We start from the raw sequence: 17,253 nt of genomic DNA on the forward strand, positions 1-17,253 counted from the left end.
CCGGACCCCACCCGCGGGCCCCGCCCGCCCCAGGGGTCGCCGCAGGTCGCCTCCGCACACTCGTGCGACAGTGGTAGGCAGCGAAGGGAGCGCGAACGTGCTGATGGACAAGGTGGCGGAGATACTCGCCGAGGCGTCGGCCGAGGTGGTGGAGCCACGCTTCCGGGCGCTGGCCGCCGGCGAGGTGATGGAGAAGGCGCCCGGCGAGATCGTGACGGTCGCCGACCGCGAGGCCGAGGTGATCATCGCCCGCCGCCTGCGCGAGCTGCTGCCCGTCCCCGTGGTCGGCGAGGAGGCGGTCTCCGCCGACCCCGAACTCGCCCAGGCCCTCCACGACGAGCCCGCCGCCTGGCTGGTCGACCCGGTCGACGGCACCGCCAACTTCGTCGCAGGCCGCCCCGAGTACGCCGTGATGTGCTCGCTCGTCCGCGGCGGAGAGACCGTCGCCTCCTGGATCTGGCAGCCCGCCACCGCCACCGCCTACTGTGCCGAACTGGGCTCCGGAGCCTGGCGCGACGGCGTGCGCCTGACCCGGCCGCCGGCACCGCGCGACGCCGCGAAGCTGCGCGGATCCGTGAAGAGCCGCTACCTCGACCCGGAACACCGCCGGCGTTTGCAGGCCAACGAGTCGGCCTTCGGCGAGGTCTCCCCCGGCCGGCACGCCGCCGGAATCGAGTACCCGGACGTCGTCGAGGGCCGCTTCGACTTCCTCCTCTACTGGCGCACCCTCCCCTGGGACCACGCCCCCGGCTCCCTGCTCGTCACCGAGGCCGGCGGCGTGTCCGCCCGGCTGGACGGCACCCCCTACCGCCCCGAGGCCCCCGGCTGCGAGAACGGCCTGCTGGTCGCCGCCGACCCGGAGACCTGGGAGCTCACCCGCACCACACTCCTGAGCGACTGACCGACCGCAACCACAGCCACGCCGCCACCGCCACCGCCACCGCCACCGCCACCGCCACCGCGGCAACCATGGTCATCCGGTCGCGGTCATGAATCGGCGCCCTGGTCCTCGGTCCCGAACGGGGCCTGCCCGGGCGCCGGTCGGCCGGCGATGACCGGCGATGACCGACTCCCCGCAGCGCGCGCCTAGCCGGCCCGGTCCCCCTCGGCCTTCCGCCCGGCGCCCACCACCTCGCGCAGCAGTACACGGACCTCCCCCGCCGTGGCGTGCGGGTTGAGCAGGGTGAGCTTGAGCCGTACCCGGCCCGGCCCCTCGCCCGGGAGTTCGGTCCGCCCGACCACCGCCCGCCCGGTGCGCAGAAGCAACCGGCGCAGGCTGCCGTTGAGTTCGTCGACGGCAGCCTCGTCGGTCAGGCCCGGCGGCCGGTAGCGGAACAGCACGACGGTCAGCGCGGGTTCGGCGTGGAGTTCGAGCGACGGTTCGGCGCGGACGGCCTCGGCGGCCGACCGGGCGAGTTCGTGGCAGACGTCGACGAGTCGGCCGAGCCCGTCGCGGCCGAGGGTGCGCAAGGTGACGGCGAGTTTGAAGGCGTCGGCCCGCCGGGTGGTGCGCAGCGAGCGGCCGAGCAGGCTGGGGTAGCCGGCCTGCTCGTCGTCCACGGGGTTGAGGTACTCGGCGCGGCGGGCGAGCGAGACGTAGGTCTCGGTGCGGCGGACCAGGAAGACGCCGGCGGCGGAGGGCTGCCAGCCCAGTTTGTGCCAGTCGAGGGAGACGGAGTCGGCGCGGTCGATGCCGTCGAGGAGCGGGGCGAGCCGGTCGGAGAGCAGCGCGCCGCCGCCGTACGCGGCGTCGACGTGCAGCCAGGCGCCGTAGCGGCCGGCCAGGTCGGCGGCGACGTGCAGCGGATCGATGCCGCCGGTGTCGGTGGTGCCGGCGGTGGCGACGATGGCGATCGGGGTGCGTCCGGCCCAGCTGGCCTCGGCCAGGGTCCGCTCCAACTCCTTTGGTTCCATCCGGAGTTGCCGGTCGACGGGGACGGTGGTGACGGCGCGCTCGCCGAGCCCGAGCAGGGCGGCGGCGCGCTGGACGGAGAAGTGCGCGGCCTCGGAGGCGACGACGCACGGCCGGACTCCGGCCGGGATGCCGTCCAATTCGACGATGCCGTCCAGCTTCTGGTCCCGTGCCAGCATCAGTCCCATGAGGTTGGACTCGGTGCCGCCGGAGGTGAGGACGCCGGCAGCGCGGGCCGGGTCGTAGCCGACGAGGGCGGCGAGTTCGGCGAGGAGGGCGGTCTCCAGGGCGGTGGCGGCGGGGGCCTGGTCCCAGGAGTCCAGGGAGGGGTTGAGGGCGCTGACCACGAGGTCGGCGGCGGCGGCCACGGCGAGCGGCGGGCAGTGCAGGTGGGCGGCGCAGGCCGGGTCGGCGGGGTCGGCGGCGCCGTAGGCGAGGAGTTCGGTGAGGCGGGCGAGCGCGCCGGGCCCGTGGGCGCCGGCCAGACCGTCGGCGACCAGCGCACCGAGCTCGGCCGGACTGCCTGCGGGCAGCGGCCCGCCGCGCAGGGCGATGCCGTGGTCGAGCGCGTCGAGGACGGTGGCCAGCAGCGGTCCGAGCGCGCCAGGCCCGCCGACGCCGCCCGCGAGGGCGTCCAACGGGGCGGGCCCGCCGGGCAGTCCGGCTGCGGCACCGGAACCCGAGCCGGAACCCGCATCGGAACCACCACCAGCCCTCGAACCGCCTCCGACTCCCGAACCGCCTCCGACTCCAGAACCGCCCCCGACTCCGGCCCCGGACCCGCCCTCGGCACCGGAGTCGCCACCGGCCCCGGCTCGGGCGCCCGAGCCTCCTCCCGAGCCTTCCCCTGAACCGCCATCGCCCCCTCGCCGCGCGCTCATTCGGCGCCCCGGGCCGCGGGAGCCGCGGCGCTCGCCGCAGCGACGGGATCGACGGCCGCAGCGGCCGCGATCGCGTCGGCCAGCCGGTCGAGCACCGCGGCGACCTGCTCGTCGGTGATGGTCAGCGGCGGCAGCAGTCGCAGCACCGCGTCGTGGCGCCCGCCGAGCTCGACGATCAGCCCGCGTGCCAGGCAGGCCTCCCGCACCCGGCGGGCGAGCGCCGGGTCGGCCGGCCTGGCCCCGCAGGCGTCCGGATCGGCGGCGGGGTCGACGAGTTCGACGCCGAGCATCAGGCCGCGCCCGCGCACGTCGCCGATCACCGGCAGTTCGGCGGCGAGCCCGCGCAGCCGGGCGGTCATCCGCTCGCCGACGACGGCGGCGCGCTCGGCCAGCCCGTGGGCGGCGACGTGGCGCAGGGTGGCGGCGCCGGCGGCCATGGCGAGGGTGTTACCGCGGAAGGTGCCGGTGTGGGCGCCGGGGCGCCAGCCGTCGTAGTCCTCCCGGTAGACGACGACGGCGAGCGGCAGGCTGCCGCCGATGGCCTTGGAGAGCACCATGGCGTCCGGGACGATGCCGCTGTGCTCGACGGCCCACATCGCCCCGGTGCGCCCGACGCCGGTCTGCACCTCGTCGACGATCAGCGGGATGCCCCGTTCAGCCGTGATCCGGCGCATCTCGCGCAGCCAGCCGTCGGGCGCGGGGACGACGCCGCCCTCGCCCTGGACGGCTTCCAGGATCATCGCGGCGGGCGGGACGACCCCGCCCGAGGGGTCGTCGAGCAGCCGTTCGACGTAGGTCGCGGCGAGGTCGGCGCCGGCCTCGCCGCCGACGCCGAACGGGCAGCGGTAGCCGTACGGGTAGGGCAGCCGGACGACCTCGCCGCCGCTCGGCAGCGGTTCCTTGACGGCGACGTTTCCGGTGAGCGCCAGGGCTCCGGCGGTCATGCCGTGGTAGGCGCCGGTGAAGGCGAGCGCGCCGGACCGGCCGGTGGCGGTCTGCATCAGCTTGAGCGCGGCCTCGACGGCGTCGGTGCCGGCCGGCCCGCAGAAGTGGATCCGGGCGCCGGCGGCGAAGTCGGCGGGCAGGCTCTCGAAGAGGGCGCTGGTGAAGTCGTCCTTCTCGGCGGTGGCGAGGTCGAGCAGGTGCAGCGGGGCGCCGCTGTCGAGGGTGCGGCGGATCGCCTCCAGCACCACCGGGTGGTTGTGCCCGAGGGCGAGCGTCCCGGCGCCGGAGAGGCAGTCCAGGTAGCGCCGCCCGTCGGCGCCCTCGACGGTCATGCCGTGGGCCCGTACCGGGACGATCGGGAAGGACCGGGCGTACGTACGGGCGGCGGACTCGCGTACGCGCTGGCGGCGCAGGATGGCCTCGCCGGAGGCCGGGGCACCGGCGGCTCCAGCGACACCGGCGGATTCGACACCTCCGACGGCTCCGGCGGCTCCGACAGTTCCGGAGGAGGAGGCCGGAACCTGGGCGGGAACGGCGGCGAGCGACAAGGCAAACCCCCAGAAGAAGTTAGGTAAGCCTAACTTTACCGCCCCTGACCTGGCGGGATACCCCAGGGACCCCCAGAACCACCCGAGTGAGTGAACCGCCCCCGGTCCTGCCAACGAGCCACCGGCGAAAAGGTCACGGCCCTCACCCCCGCCGACCCGGAGCCGCCCCGCCACCCTTCCACCGGTAGCAGAGCTCCGGCCGCCCCACGCTCCCGTACTGCGGTTCCCGCACCGCCCGCCCGGTGTCGACGAGGTGTTCGAGGTAGCGGCGCGCGGTGATCCGGGAGACCCCGGCGGCGACGCCCGCGGCGGCGGCGGACAGACCCGTCGCCGTCTCGCGCAGTACGGCGGCGACGGTGTCCAGGGTGGGCGCGCTCAACCCCTTGGGGAGGCTGCTGCGCTCGGGCGTGCGGAGCAGGGCGAACGCCTGGTCGACCTCGTCCTGCCCGGTCGCCTCGCCGGTGCGCCCGAGGCTGTCGCGGTAGCGGGCGTAGCGTTCCAGGCGGTCGTGCAGGGCGGCGGCGCTGAACGGTTTCAGCAGGTACTGGACCACGCCCGCCGACACGGCCTGCCGCACCATCGCCAGGTCGCGGGCCGAGGTCACCGCGATGACGTCGGTGGTGTGGCCGGCGGCACGCAGCGAGCGGCATAGGTGGAGGCCGTGGCCGTCCGGCAGGTAGAGGTCGAGCAGGGTCAGGTCGACGGGCCTCCCGGCAGCGCGGGCGCGGTCCAGGAAGCGCAGCGCGTCGGCGCAGCTGTGCACCGTCCCGGCGGCGTGGAAGCCGGGTTCGCGCTCGACGTAGAGGGTGTGCGCGGCGGCGGCCACGGGGTCGTCCTCGACGACCAGCACGGAGATCCCCGGCCCGGCGGTCACCTCGGCCATCGCGACACCCCTTCCCGTCGGCCCGGCTGCCCCGGCTGGCCTGGCTGGCCCGGCTGCCCCGGCTGGCCTGGCTGCCCCGGCTGGCCCGGCTGGCCAAGTTGCTCCGGGCTCCCGAGTTGCCCCGGCTGCCGCTCACCGGATCGTGCCGGCAGCCCGGCGAGCGGCAGCCGGACGGTGAGCACCGCACCCCGGTCGCGCCCGACCTCGACGCTGCCGCCGTTGCGCCGGGCGGCCTGGGACACCAGTGCCAGCCCGAGACCGTGCCCGCGCACGTCCTGCTTGGTGCTCCAGCCGCGCCGGAACACGTCCTCGACGGCGGTCGGGTCGATCCCCGCCCCGGTGTCGGCGACGCGCAGCAGCAGGCAATCGCCGCCACCCGGAGCCGCGTCGCCGCCCCCCACGCCACCCACGCCACCGCCATCGATCCGCACGGTGACGGTGACCTCCGGCGGCACCGCGCTCTGCGCGGCTCCGGCGATGGCGGCGTCCACGGCGTTGTCGATCAAGTTGCCGAGGACGGTGATCAGGTCCCGCGCGGAGAGCCCGGGCGGCAGCAGCCCGTCGTCGATCCGACTGTCGTCGGTGAGGGTCAACTCCACTCCCCGTTCGGCCGCTTGGGCCGCCTTGCCGAGCAGCAGCGCGGCCAGTACTGGTTCGCCGACCGCCGCGACCACCCGGTCGGTGAGCTGCTGGGCGAGCGCGAGCTCGGCGGTGGCGAACTCCACCGCCTGTTCGTGGCGGCCGAGTTCGATCAGCGAGACGACGGCGTGCAGCCGGTTGGCCGCCTCGTGCGCCTGCGCCCCGAGGGCCTCGGTGAAGCCCCGTACGGAGTCCAACTCTCCACTGAGCGACTGGAGTTCGGTGTGGTCGCGCAGGGTGACGACCCGGCCGAGGCCGGTGCCGATGGTGGAGGTGTTGAGCACCACCACCCGCTCGGCGGTCAGGTGCACCTCGTCCCGGACCGGCTCGTCGCCGAGCACGGCCGCGACCAGCGCCTGCGGCAGCCCCAGCTCCACGATCAGGCGGCCCTCCAAGTTGCCGCCCAGTCCGAGCAGTTCACGGGCCGCGTCGTTGCAGAGCACCACCCGGTGCGCGCGGTCCAGCAGGACCAGCCCCTCGCGCACCGAGCGCAGGGTCGCCTGGTGGTATTCGTAGAGGTGGCTGAGTTCGGCCGGCCCCATGCCGTGGGTGTGCCGCCGCAGCCGGGAGTTGGCGAGGTAGGTGCCCACACCGCCGACCCCGAGCGCGGCCACCGCCACCCCGACCAGGGCGAGCAGCGGGCCGCTCAACTGCGCGGAGATGGATTCCACCGTGAGGCCCGCGCTGACCAGCGCGATCACCTGGTGCCGGTCGTCCAACACCGGCGTCACCACCCGCACGGACGGCCCGAGCGTGCCGGTGTACGTCTCGCTGCGGGTCTCCCCCGCGAGTGCCCAGTCGATGTGTCCGAGGAAGCGCTTGCCGATCTGCTCGGGCAGCGGGTGGGTCCAGCGCACGCCCTCGGTGTCCATGACGGTGATGAAGGAGACGCCGGTGTCCACCCGCACCTGCTCGACGTACGGCTGGAGCACCGCGGTCGGGTCCGGCGTGGTGACGGCGGCCCGCACGGAGGGCGAGTCGGCGACGGCGTGGGCGACAGCGGTGACCTGACGGCGGGCCGCGTCCTCGGCCCGGTCGGCGGTGAAGAGGTATGCGAGCACCGCACCGCCCGCCACCACGGCGGCGACGATGACCACCTGGACGACGAAGAGCTGCCCAGCCAGGCTGCGGACCAGCCCGCGGGGTGCCGGGAGCCGTCGGCGCGAGGGCGTGGGGGCGGTGCGCACGGACATGCCTGCCAGTGTGCACCACACTCCCGGGGTCCCCCAGGGGCCCGCGACAGGTCGGCGGCCTGCCGACGACCTGTCGACGAACGCCCCCCAGCCCCGTCGCACCCCACGGCCCAGCGGCACCCGGCCGTGAACTCTATGAACGCAAACGTGACCTCCGTCACGCCCAGGCCCGATAGTCAGAGCGGCCCACCACCCGGGGCCGCCAGGACCGCACGGCGAAGGAGCCGCAGATGTCGATCGATGGAGCCGCACCGGCGGGGGGATCCAGACGCAGGGACCGGACCCACTACCTCTACCTCGCCGTCATCGCCGCCGTGGTCGCGGGCATCGCGGTCGGGCTGGCCGCCCCCGGCTTCGCCGTGGAGTTGAAGCCGGTCGGCACCGGATTCGTCAACCTGATCAAGATGATGATCAGCCCGGTGATCTTCTGCACCATCGTGCTGGGCATCGGCTCGGTGACCAAGGCCGCCAAGGTCGGCAAGGTCGGCGGCCTCGCCCTCGGCTACTTCCTCGTCATGTCGACCGTCGCGCTGGCCATCGGCCTGGCCATCGGCAACCTGCTGGAGCCCGGCGGCGGCCTGCACCTGACCGCCGCGCTCGCGAAGTCCGGCCACGCCCAGGCCGTCGCCGGCGGCGCCCAGTCGACGACCGACTTCCTGCTCGGGATGATCCCCACCACCACGTTCTCGGCCCTCACCGAGGGCAAGGTGCTGCAGACCCTGCTGGTCGCACTGCTCGCCGGCTTCGCCCTCCAGGCGATGGGCCCGGCCGGTGCCCCGGTGCTGCGCGGGATCGAGCACGTGCAGCGGCTGGTCTTCCGGGTCATGTCGATGATCATGTGGGTCGCGCCGATCGGCGCCTTCGGGGCGATGGCCGCCGTCGTCGGGGCGACCGGCACGGCCGCGCTGAAGAGCCTCGCGGTCATCATGATCGGCTTCTACGCGACCTGCGTGCTGTTCGTCGTCGTCGTCCTGGGCGCGCTGCTGCGACTGGTCGCCGGGGTCAACGTGTTCGCCCTGCTGCGCTACCTGGGCCGCGAGTTCCTGCTGATCCTCTCCACCTCCTCCTCCGAGAGCGCGCTGCCCCGCCTGATCGCCAAGATGGAGCACCTCGGCGTGAGCCGCCCGGTCGTCGGCATCACCGTGCCGACCGGCTACAGCTTCAACCTCGACGGCACCGCGATCTACCTCACCATGTCGTCGATCTTCATCTCCGAGGCGATGGACAAGCCGATGTCGATCGGCGAGCAGCTCTCGCTGCTGGTGTTCATGGTGATCGCGAGCAAGGGTGCGGCCGGGGTCACCGGCGCCGGGCTGGCCACCCTGGCCGGCGGACTGCAGTCGCACAAGCCCGCGCTGGTGGACGGGGTCGGCCTGATCGTCGGCATCGACCGCTTCATGTCCGAGGCCCGTGCGCTCACCAACTTCGCGGGCAACGCCGTCGCGACCGTCCTGATCGGGCACTGGACCGGCGAACTCGACGCGGACCGCGCCCAGCGGGTGCTGGCCGGCGAGGAGCCGTTCGACGAGCGGACCCTGGTCGACGCGCACGGCGGGCCGGTCGAGGCCCCCGAGGCCGTCCCGGCGACTCCGGAAGCCGTCCCCGTCCAGAGCGGCGCGGCCGCGGCCGCCTGAGCGGCCCCCTCATACGCCCCCGGTCCGGCGCCACCACCTCCCCCGGAAACGGCGCCGGACCGGGGGTTCCGCATGTCCGACGGGCCTTCGCCACAGGCCCTCACCGGTCCTCACCGGTTCTCGCGGGTCCCCACAGGTCCTCGCAGGTCCTCGGAGGTCCTCACAGGTCCTCGGAGCCGCTCACCGCCCAGGCCAGGCCACAGGCCGGGTCCTCCAGCGCGACGTGCAGATGGCGCAGCCCGGCGGTCGGCTCGTGCCAGATGAAGCAGCGCATCCGGGCCACCAGCGCGTCGACCTCCGCCCGGTCCGACCCGTCCGTACCCTTCGCGCCGGCCATCTCGACCAGCGCCCGCCAGAGCGCCAGCCGTCCGTGCGCCGAGCCCCGTCCGCGGTCCACGACGGCGGCCTGTACCAGCGCCGGATAGACCAGCGCGAACGGCAGGTACCCGCCGGTGACCCGGGAACTACGGGCCAGTTGGGCGGCCGCCTGCGGCGCCGGGCCCCGGACGCAGACCACCTCCGCCCAGTCCGCCAGTGCGGCCAGCGCCCGGGTCGCCCGCTGCCCGCCCAGCCGTACGCCCGATGCGGGCAGCGTCACGTCACCCAGACCCTCCCGGCTGGCCGGCAGGGTCAGCAGCGCACTGCGCGCGCCCCCGCAGGGCAGGTACTGGCGCACCCGCGCCCCCTCGTCCCATCCGGCCGCCTCCCACGGCGCCAGCAGCAGCGGCACGCCCTCCGGGTCGGGTTCGGCCCCGTACGAGAGGTCCTCGCCGAGCAGCACCCGGGTCTGCGCGACCAGTCGGCGCACCGGGGCCGGGACGAGCAGCGGGGCCAGCCGCAGCCAGGAATGCCGGGTCGCCAGCACCTCCCAGAGCGGACCGGCGTCATGGTCGGCGACCCCGGCGACCGTCCCCGGGCCGCCGTCCCGGTCGAACAGCCGGACGGCCAGCTCCGGCGGCGCCGAGTAGGCGATCAGGTGGCCGAGCGGCGCGGTCAGCGCCGCCGCGGGCTCCTCCCCGGCGCGCTCCACGGCTGCCGCCCGACCCTGCCGGTAGGCGGTCAGCAGTTCGGGCCAGCGGCCGTCGTCAGCCAGGGCGCGGAGGCGGTGGTCCTCGTACGTGATCACGATTTTCAGCGTACGGGCCGGGGCGGCGCATCAGCTGACTTGGCGTCAGCTCGGTGCGTCGGGTGCCGCTTCGGGCGCCGCCCCAGGGCCTGCACCGGGCCCCGCAGCGGACCCCGCAGCGGACCCCGCGCCGGGCGCCGCTTCGAGGGCGGGCCCCGGCCGATGGTCCCGCTCGCCCTCCCGCTCATGTTCCCGCTCCCGCGCGAGGACCGCGCGCAGCCTCCCGTGGGCGCGGCGACGGGTGACGGCCAGCGTGCTGCGATGCAGGCCCAGCAGTTCGGCGGCCTCGTCGACGGTGTAGCCGTCGAGGTCCACCAGCACCACCACGCGGGCCTGCTTCGCCGTCAGGCAGCCCAGCAGTCGGAGCACCTCCCAGCGCGCCTGCAGCTCGGCCATCCCGCCCGACGGCGACTCGACCGGCGGCCGGTCCCGCTCCCGCTCGGCCGTCTCGCACGGATCGGGCAGCACGACCCTCCGCCGCTCCCGGCGCCACTGGTCGCGCAGGATGTTCGCCATCGTGGTGAACACGTAGGCGTAGGGCTGCGGATGGCTCAGGAACCGCTCCGGCCTGCGGGCGATCCGCAGATACGCGTCATGCACCACGTCCCCGGCGGCGAGCCCGCCGGTGAGCGACGCGGCCGCCCGGTGGAGCCTCGGCAGCATTTCCGTGAACACCCGGTTGAAATCGTCCGATTGACGATCGGCAGGCCTCGGACCGAAGTCCTTCCCACCGCCGCCCCCGCGTCCGCCACCACACCTACCGCCGCATTCCGCCATGCCGCTCTCCCCGGAAATCGGCACTCCGAAAGCCCAGTTGGGCAGGTCACAACCCAAAGAAAAGGTTGTGACACAGCTCACATCATAGGCCGTCGTCTCACTGTACGCAGTCATTCGTGCGCAATACGTCATCGGCCGGACGGGAAGCCGGAATTCACCCACCCCGTGGATCTGGACGGCCGGGGACACACCGCCCGATCCGTACCGCTGAGCGAGGAGAAACCGCCATGCGAGGTCGCATCGCCAGGAAGATCGCCACGTTCGGGGCCGCCGCCGCGGCCACCCTCGGCGTGCTCGGGACCACCACCCTGCCCGCCGCCGCCGCGCCCACCGTCGCCGACCAGACCATCACCGCCAATGCCATCGGAGCCTCGCCCGAGGTGGCCGCCGCCTCCTACCACTGCGTCATCACCGCGAACTACGGGTGGCGCTGGGAGGGCTACTGCAACGTCTACTCGGGCGAGTTGCGCACCATCACCTACTGTGCCAACGGCACGAGCACCACCGGCCTGTGGATCGGCGCCCGATCCCAGGCCTGGGACGTCTGGGGCAACTGCCCGGGCTCCACCTGGACCAGGATCGTGTTCCAGAGCCGGGGCTGAGGCACCGGCAGAGCCGATCGGGGGCGCTGTCCCGCCGGGGCGGCGCCCCCGCCGCGCACCCGCACCCCCCGGTGGGCGCCGGCCGGCCACACACCCGGAGAGGCAGCGAACAGATAACGACAAACAGATGACAGATAACAGATTTCATCCTCTGTCATCTGAAATCTGAACGCTGTCAGCCGTTACCCGGCGAGCCCTGCGGCTCCCCGCGCCGTCACCCGGATCCGCATCGGGCTCGCCGCGCGGAGCGTGATGCCCTGGGCGAGCGCCACCCGCTCGTCCACCGCCTCCATCTCGAAGTCCCGCAGCAGCACGCCCAGGCTCAGCACCGATTCCAGCATCGCGAAGTGCTGCCCGATGCACGCCCGCGGACCACCACCGAACGGGTACCAGGCGTAGCGGTGCCGGTCCTTCTCCTGCTCGGGCAGGAAGCGGTCGGGGTCGAAGCGTTCCGGGTCCGGCCAGTGCGCCGGGTGCCGGTGGGTGACCAGTGGCGAGACGACGACCTGGGCACCCGCCGGAATCACGTACCCGTCGATGACCGTCTCGGCGACCGCCCGCCGCCCGACCAGGGCCGCCGCCGGGTAGAGCCGCATCGCCTCCTTCAGCACCCGGGTGATGTACGGCAGCGACTCCAGGTCCGCCGCGGTCGGCTCCCGGCCGGCCAGCACGGTCTGCGCCTCCTGCTGGGCGAGCTTCCGCTGCTCGGGGTGCTTGGCGAGCAGGTGCAGCGCGAAGGCCAGCGAGGTGGCCGTGGTCTCGTGCCCGGCGAGCAGGAACACAAGTACCTGGTCCCGGAGTTCGGCCGGGTCGAGTTGCTCCCCGTCCTCGCCACGGGCCCGTCCGAGCAGTGTGAGCAGGTCGTCCGCGTCCTCGTCCAGGCCGCCGCGCGCGGCCCGCTCGGCGATGATCCGGTCGCAGACCGCGTACAGGGCGCGCTGGGCCTCGGCGCCGCGCCGGTTCGAGGGGGTCGGCCAGGTGCGCGGGATGCGGATCGCCGCGAAGCCCCGGTCCCAGACGTACTCACCGAGCACCGGGAAGCTGCGGTCCACCACCGCCACCGCCTCCTCGACGTCCGCGCCGAACAGGATCCGGGCGACGGCTCGCAGCGCGAACCGGGACATCTCCTCCGCCGCGTCCACGACCCCGACCGGGATCGCGTTCCACCGCTCGGTGAGCGCCCGCGCCTCCCGGGCGACGGCGCCCGCGTAGCCGTCCACCCGGCGGCGGGTGAACAGCGGCTGGACCAGCCGGCGCTGGCACTGGTAGTCGCCGTCCTGGCTGGTCAGCAGGCCGTTACCGACGCTGGTCCGCAACTCGTCGTAGAAGGCGTTCTCCTTGCGGAAGTTGGCCGCCTCACCGCCCAGCACCTGCTGGACGCCCTCCGGGGAGAACACCCCGTAGAACTCGACCCGCAGCCCGGGCGGCCCGACCCGGAACCGGACCACGTCCCCGTGGTCGCGGCGGGCGGCGAGGTAGGTGCGCAGCGGGCGGCGGGTGAGGTCGAACAACGACCCGACCAGGGGGTTTCCGGCCGGCCCGGGGATGAGGGCGGTGGCGGCGGTCATCGGCACTCCATTCTCCGCAGGCGACCCACCAACCTAGCTGACGATCCATCAGCTGCGGAAGGCGTGAAAGCGCGGGGGAGGGCGCGAGAGGGCGCGACGGGGCGGGGATCACTCGTACTCGGTGCCGCCCCTGCGCGTCAGGTAGGCGTCACCGACCACCTTGGCGATCGCCCGTCCGCCCACCACCGGGCTCCAGCGCTCGGTCACCGGCCGGACCACCACGCCTTCGCGCAGGTGGAGTTCACGCCCGGAGACGGTCTCCTTGCCCTGGGCGAAGGCCAGCACGGTCTCCGGGTCGAACGGCCCCCGCCACAGTTCGGGCACCAGCGGCAGTTCGCCGTCGAGCAGTTCGCCGTCGAGCAGTTCGGCGGCGGAGTACCACCTCAGCTGCCCGTCCACCACGGCCGACACGTCGAACACGGCGTAGCCGGGCAGTTCGGCACGGCCGGAGGCTCCGTACGTCAGGTCCTGCACACCGGCGCCGAAGACCTCGCCGAAGACGCCGACCCGCTCGGCGCCCAGCCGCTCGGCCAGTCGGGCCGCCACGGCGGGGAGGTCGTACGCGCGCACGGCCCGCCAGTACAGGTTGCGCTCGTCCTCGACCAGTGAGAGCCCCTGCGCCCCGATGCCCTTGGACGACACCCGGACCTCGCCGGTGGCGGCGGTGTACGTCATCAGGCAGCAGCTGCCGTGCAGCTTCTCGGTCAGCACCACGGGCTCGCCGGGCTCGAAGACGTCGGGGTAGCGCTTGAGGTTCTCGATGTCCACCCAGGGCAGCAGGTCGGGCGCGCTCAGCACGTCGCCGCTCATGGAGGTCGGTACCGGGGGCTGCCACTTGACGACTCCGAGCAGCTCGGCGAAGTCCTCGCCGCGCCCGGCGGCGTCCGCCAGGTCGGTGCCGGCGAGCGCGGCCGGCAGGCAGACGATGCCCTGGGACAGCTCACCGCGCAGCCGGACGGCCCTCACCCGGTCGGACTTGCTGCCGGCCAGCTTGCCCGTCAGGCCCAGCTCCTCGATCAACTCCACCGGGAGGACCGACTGTTCGGGGATGTAGATGGCGTAGTCGCCGGTCCGGTACCTGCCCTTGGCGACCACCGCCCGGTAGAGGCCGACCTGCGCGAGCTCCAGTGCGTCGGCGTTCGGGTGCTCCAGGACGACCAGCTTCTCCGCGGTGACGCGCAACGTGGACATGGACGGACCCCTCCTCCTCTTCTGGGCCGTTCGGCCCGGGTGGCGTGTACGGACTGCCGTACGAATCGCCCCCACTCTGTCCGCCCGGCCGCCCCCTGCGCGACGTAATTTCCCCGGCACCACGCTCACGCCGGCCCTCACGCAGGCCATCACGCCGACCCCCGCAGCACTCCCGCTCCGGCGCCGTCCGTGCACGTTTGAGCCTTCGCACAGCCGGGCGGAGAGCGCCGCCACACCCCGCCTGTGCGAAGCGACAGAGGACTTATCACTCGCATTTGCGGCACTATGATCACCGTAATGGCCGCACCTGCGGCCTCACTCCGCGCCCCTTCCGGCGCGCGCCCTGGAGGGGAAGCCCCGATGAGCACCCGTACGACCACCCGCAGACTCGCCGTCGCCGCCGCGGCGGCCCTCGTCCTCAGCCTCGGGGCCACCGCCTGCGGCAGCGACGGCGGTGGCAAGTCCGGCAGCTCCTCGGCCGCTTCGACGGCGGGCTCCTCGGCCTCGTCGGCGGCCGGTGGCGGCAGCGTCCCGAAGGCCACCGGCGACATCACCGTCTTCGCCGCCGCCTCGCTCAAGGAGACGTTCACCGACCTCGGCAAGAAGTTCGAGGCCGCGAACCCGGGCGCCAAGGTCAAGTTCAACTTCGGCGGCAGCTCCAGCCTCGCCACCAGCATCAACTCGGGCGCCCCGGCGGACGTGTTCGCCGCCGCCAGTCCGGCCACCATGAAGACCGTGACCGACGCGGGCGGCGCGAGCGGCGACCCGAAGACCTTCGTCAAGAACACGCTCACCATCGCCGTGCCCAAGGGCAACCCCAAGCACGTCGCGGGCCTGAACGACCTCACCGCCTCCGGTGTGAAGGTCGCGCTGTGCGCAAAGGAGGTGCCGTGCGGCGCCGCCGCCCTGACCGCGCTCAAGGCCGCCAACGTCAACCTCACCCCGGTCACCCTGGAGCAGGACGTCAAGGGCGCGCTGACCAAGGTCGAGCTCGGCGAGGTCGACGCCTCGCTCGTGTACAAGACCGACGTGAAGGCGGACGCTGGGAAGATCGACAGCGTGGACTTCCCCGAGGCAGACAAGGCCGTGAACGACTACCCGATCGCCGCCCTGGCCAAGGCCCCGAACAAGGACGGCGCCGCCGCCTTCGTCGCGTACATCCAGTCGCCCGAGGCCAAGCAGGTGCTCACCGCGGCGGGCTTCCAGGCGCCGTGAGCGACCGCACCACCAAGCGCACCACCGACACCGGGCGCACCACCGAGCGCGCCACCGGCACCGGGCCCGGCGTGGCAGGAACGGCGAAAGCCCTGCCACGCCGGCGCCGGCGCACCCACCGCGTCCCGGTCACGCTGCTGCTCCCGGCGCTGCTCGGGCTGGCGTTCCTGATCCTGCCGCTGGTCGGCCTGCTCGTCCGGGCGCCCTGGAGCGGCCTGTCCGAGCAGCTCACCAGCGCCGCCGTCTGGGACGCCCTGCGTCTGTCGCTGATCTGCGCGACAGCGGCCACGGCGGTCTCGCTGGTCCTCGGCGTCCCGCTGGCCTGGCTGCTCGCCCGCACCGAGCTGCCGGGCCGACGGGTGATCCGGGCCCTGGTCACCCTGCCGCTGGTGCTGCCGCCGGTGGTCGGCGGCGTGGCACTGCTGCTGGTCCTCGGACGGCGCGGCATCGTCGGTTCCTGGCTGGACTCGGCCTTCGGCATCACGCTGCCGTTCACCACGACCGGAGTGGTCATCGCCGAGGCGTTCGTGGCGATGCCGTTCCTGGTGATCAGCGTGGAGGGTGCGCTGCGCGCCGCCGACCCCCGCTACGAAGAGGCGGCCGCGACCCTGGGCGCCTCCCGGCTGACGGCGTTCCGCCGGGTGACCCTGCCGCTGATCGCCCCGGGGATCGCCGCCGGGGCGGTCCTCGCCTGGGCCCGGGCGCTCGGCGAGTTCGGCGCCACGATCACCTTCGCGGGCAACTTCCCGGGCCGCACCCAGACCATGCCACTGGCCGTCTACCTCGCCATGGAATCGGACCCCGAGGCGGCGATCGCGCTGTCGCTGGTCCTGCTGGTGGTCTCCGTCGCGGTCCTGGTCGGCCTGCGCGACCGCTGGATGTCGACCCCGTGACGGCCCCGCGAGCCCCGGGCCGGAGCCCGGCCACCGCTGCCCCGACCCCCTGGACGCCGCCCCGATGAGCACTTCCCCCACCGACCCCACCGACTCGGCCGACCCCGCCTCCACGGCCGCCGCGGCTGCACCTGCACCCGCCCTCGACGCCCGGCTGCGGGTGGAGCGCGCCGCGTTCACCCTCGACCTCGCCCTCACCGCCGCACCCGGCGAGGTGATCGCGCTGCTCGGCCCGAACGGCGCCGGCAAGTCCACCGCCCTGCGCGCCCTCGCCGGGCTGCTCCCGCTCACCGGCGGCCACCTGCGCCTGGACGGACGCCTGTTGGAGGAGCCCGGGCAGCGCGTGCACACCCCCGCCGAGGAGCGTCCCGTCGGTGTGGTGTTCCAGGACTACCTGCTCTTCCCGCACCTCAGCGCGCTCGACAACGTCGCCTTCGGCCCGCGCTGCCAGGGCCGCCCCAAGCGTGCCGCCCGGGCCGAGGCGGCCGGTTGGCTGGAGCGGATGGGCCTGGCCGACCACGCCTCCGTACGACCCGGCAGCCTCTCCGGCGGCCAGGCCCAGCGGGTGGCGCTGGCCCGGGCGCTGGCCGTCCGCCCCCGGCTGCTGCTGCTGGACGAGCCACTGGCCGCTCTGGACGCCCGCACCCGGCTCGACGTACGCGCCCAACTGCGGCGCCATCTGGCCGAGTTCGAGGCCGTGGCGGTGCTGGTGACGCACGACCCGCTGGACGCGATGGTACTCGCCGATCGGCTGGTGGTGATCGAGAGCGGGCACGAGGTGCAGTCCGGCAGCCCGGCGGAGGTCGCCCGGCGGCCGCGCACCGACTACATCGCGCGCCTGGTCGGACTGAACCTGTACCAGGGCGTGGCCGACGGCCACCAGGTCACGCTCACGGCCGGCACAGTCCTGGCCACCACCGAGGAGCTGTCCGGCCCGGCCTTCGTCGCCTTCCCGCCGTCCGCCGTGACCCTGCACCGCGAACGGCCCCAGTCCAGCGCGCGCAACGTGTGGAAGGCCGAGGTCACCGGCCTGGACCTGCACGGCGACCAGGTGCGCGCCGACCTCGCGGGCGAACTCCCGATGGCCGCCGACCTCACCCCGGCCGCCGTCGCCGAGCTGGGGCTGGCGCCCGGATCCGAGGTCTGGGCCTCCGTCAAAGCCACCCAGACCCACGCGTACCCGGCCTGACCCCGACACCGCGCCGGGCCGGGCCGGGCCGCGCCGGGCCGCCCGCGTCCCCGCCGA

14 protein-coding genes are annotated in these 17,253 nt (G+C 74.1%); 6 read left to right on the forward strand and 8 right to left on the reverse strand.

Going from position 1 to position 17,253, the window contains the following annotated elements; genetic code table 11:
* Positions 1 to 103 precede the first annotated feature (103 nt).
* The gene (locus tag AB0P03_RS01965; protein ID WP_363617008.1) at positions 104 to 901 is read left to right on the forward strand and encodes an inositol monophosphatase family protein; all 798 of its coding nucleotides are present in this window, start codon (positions 104 to 106) and stop codon (positions 899 to 901) included.
* Between the two features lie 185 nt (positions 902 to 1,086).
* Here AB0P03_RS01965 and AB0P03_RS01970 read toward each other — a convergent pair whose 3' ends face one another.
* From AB0P03_RS01970 to AB0P03_RS01985, 4 genes are all read right to left on the reverse strand, one after another.
* Entirely contained in the window at positions 1,087 to 2,550 is a 1,464-nt protein-coding gene (locus AB0P03_RS01970; protein ID WP_363627569.1) for a pyridoxal-dependent decarboxylase, read from the reverse strand.
* A 239-nt stretch (positions 2,551 to 2,789) separates the two neighbouring features.
* Positions 2,790 to 4,154, reverse strand: a complete 1,365-nt coding sequence (locus AB0P03_RS01975; protein ID WP_363627638.1) for a diaminobutyrate--2-oxoglutarate transaminase — start codon at positions 4,152 to 4,154, stop codon at positions 2,790 to 2,792.
* A gap of 274 nt (positions 4,155 to 4,428) precedes the next feature.
* A complete protein-coding gene (locus tag AB0P03_RS01980; RefSeq protein WP_363627570.1) occupies positions 4,429 to 5,169 on the reverse strand; it encodes a response regulator in 741 nt (246 codons plus the stop codon).
* Positions 5,157 to 7,001, reverse strand: coding sequence for an ATP-binding protein (locus AB0P03_RS01985; protein ID WP_363627571.1), 1,845 nt, complete (start codon positions 6,999 to 7,001; stop codon positions 5,157 to 5,159). Before AB0P03_RS01985 ends, AB0P03_RS01980 begins: the two co-directional genes overlap by 13 nt.
* A 230-nt stretch (positions 7,002 to 7,231) precedes the next feature.
* On the opposite strand from AB0P03_RS01985, the gene AB0P03_RS01990 reads away from it, so the two are divergent.
* Positions 7,232 to 8,635 (forward strand): cation:dicarboxylase symporter family transporter, encoded by a 1,404-nt coding sequence (locus AB0P03_RS01990; protein ID WP_363579391.1) that lies wholly within the window; start codon positions 7,232 to 7,234, stop codon positions 8,633 to 8,635.
* Positions 8,636 to 8,795: 160 nt separating this feature from the next.
* Here the strand turns inward: AB0P03_RS01990 and AB0P03_RS01995 are convergent, their stop codons facing one another.
* Complete coding sequence (locus AB0P03_RS01995; RefSeq protein WP_363579393.1) at positions 8,796 to 9,761, reverse strand: hypothetical protein; 966 nt, start codon at positions 9,759 to 9,761, stop codon at positions 8,796 to 8,798.
* 45 nt (positions 9,762 to 9,806) lie between these two features.
* A complete protein-coding gene (locus AB0P03_RS02000) occupies positions 9,807 to 10,652 on the reverse strand; it encodes an RNA polymerase sigma factor (protein WP_363627572.1) in 846 nt (281 codons plus the stop codon).
* A gap of 113 nt (positions 10,653 to 10,765) precedes the next feature.
* On the opposite strand from AB0P03_RS02000, the gene AB0P03_RS02005 reads away from it, so the two are divergent.
* Complete coding sequence (locus AB0P03_RS02005) at positions 10,766 to 11,140, forward strand: hypothetical protein (RefSeq protein ID WP_363579397.1); 375 nt, start codon at positions 10,766 to 10,768, stop codon at positions 11,138 to 11,140.
* 182 nt (positions 11,141 to 11,322) lie between these two features.
* On the opposite strand, the gene AB0P03_RS02010 is transcribed toward AB0P03_RS02005, so the two are convergent.
* Together AB0P03_RS02010 and AB0P03_RS02015 are read right to left on the reverse strand one after the other, a co-directional pair.
* The gene (locus AB0P03_RS02010; RefSeq protein ID WP_363627573.1) at positions 11,323 to 12,708 is read right to left on the reverse strand and encodes a cytochrome P450; all 1,386 of its coding nucleotides are present in this window, start codon (positions 12,706 to 12,708) and stop codon (positions 11,323 to 11,325) included.
* 108 nt (positions 12,709 to 12,816) lie between these two features.
* The gene (locus tag AB0P03_RS02015) at positions 12,817 to 13,899 is read right to left on the reverse strand and encodes an RNA ligase (ATP) (protein WP_363627574.1); all 1,083 of its coding nucleotides are present in this window, start codon (positions 13,897 to 13,899) and stop codon (positions 12,817 to 12,819) included.
* Positions 13,900 to 14,259: 360 nt separating this feature from the next.
* Between AB0P03_RS02015 and modA the strand changes: the two genes are divergently transcribed.
* The 3 genes from modA (at position 14,260) to AB0P03_RS02030 (ending at position 17,196) form a co-directional block, all read left to right on the forward strand.
* Positions 14,260 to 15,114 carry a molybdate ABC transporter substrate-binding protein gene (modA, locus tag AB0P03_RS02020; RefSeq protein ID WP_363627575.1) on the forward strand — a complete coding sequence of 285 codons (855 nt, stop codon included), beginning with the start codon at positions 14,260 to 14,262 and terminating at the stop codon, positions 15,112 to 15,114.
* A gap of 71 nt (positions 15,115 to 15,185) precedes the next feature.
* Positions 15,186 to 16,007 carry an ABC transporter permease gene (locus AB0P03_RS02025; RefSeq protein ID WP_350875665.1) on the forward strand — a complete coding sequence of 274 codons (822 nt, stop codon included), beginning with the start codon at positions 15,186 to 15,188 and terminating at the stop codon, positions 16,005 to 16,007.
* 64 nt (positions 16,008 to 16,071) lie between these two features.
* Entirely contained in the window at positions 16,072 to 17,196 is a 1,125-nt protein-coding gene (locus AB0P03_RS02030) for an ABC transporter ATP-binding protein (protein WP_363627576.1), read from the forward strand.
* Positions 17,197 to 17,253 lie beyond the last annotated feature (57 nt).

It is taken from the genome of Kitasatospora sp. NPDC088779 (assembly GCF_040685395.1).
In the GTDB taxonomy this organism is placed as follows: Bacteria; Actinomycetota; Actinomycetes; order Streptomycetales; family Streptomycetaceae; genus Kitasatospora.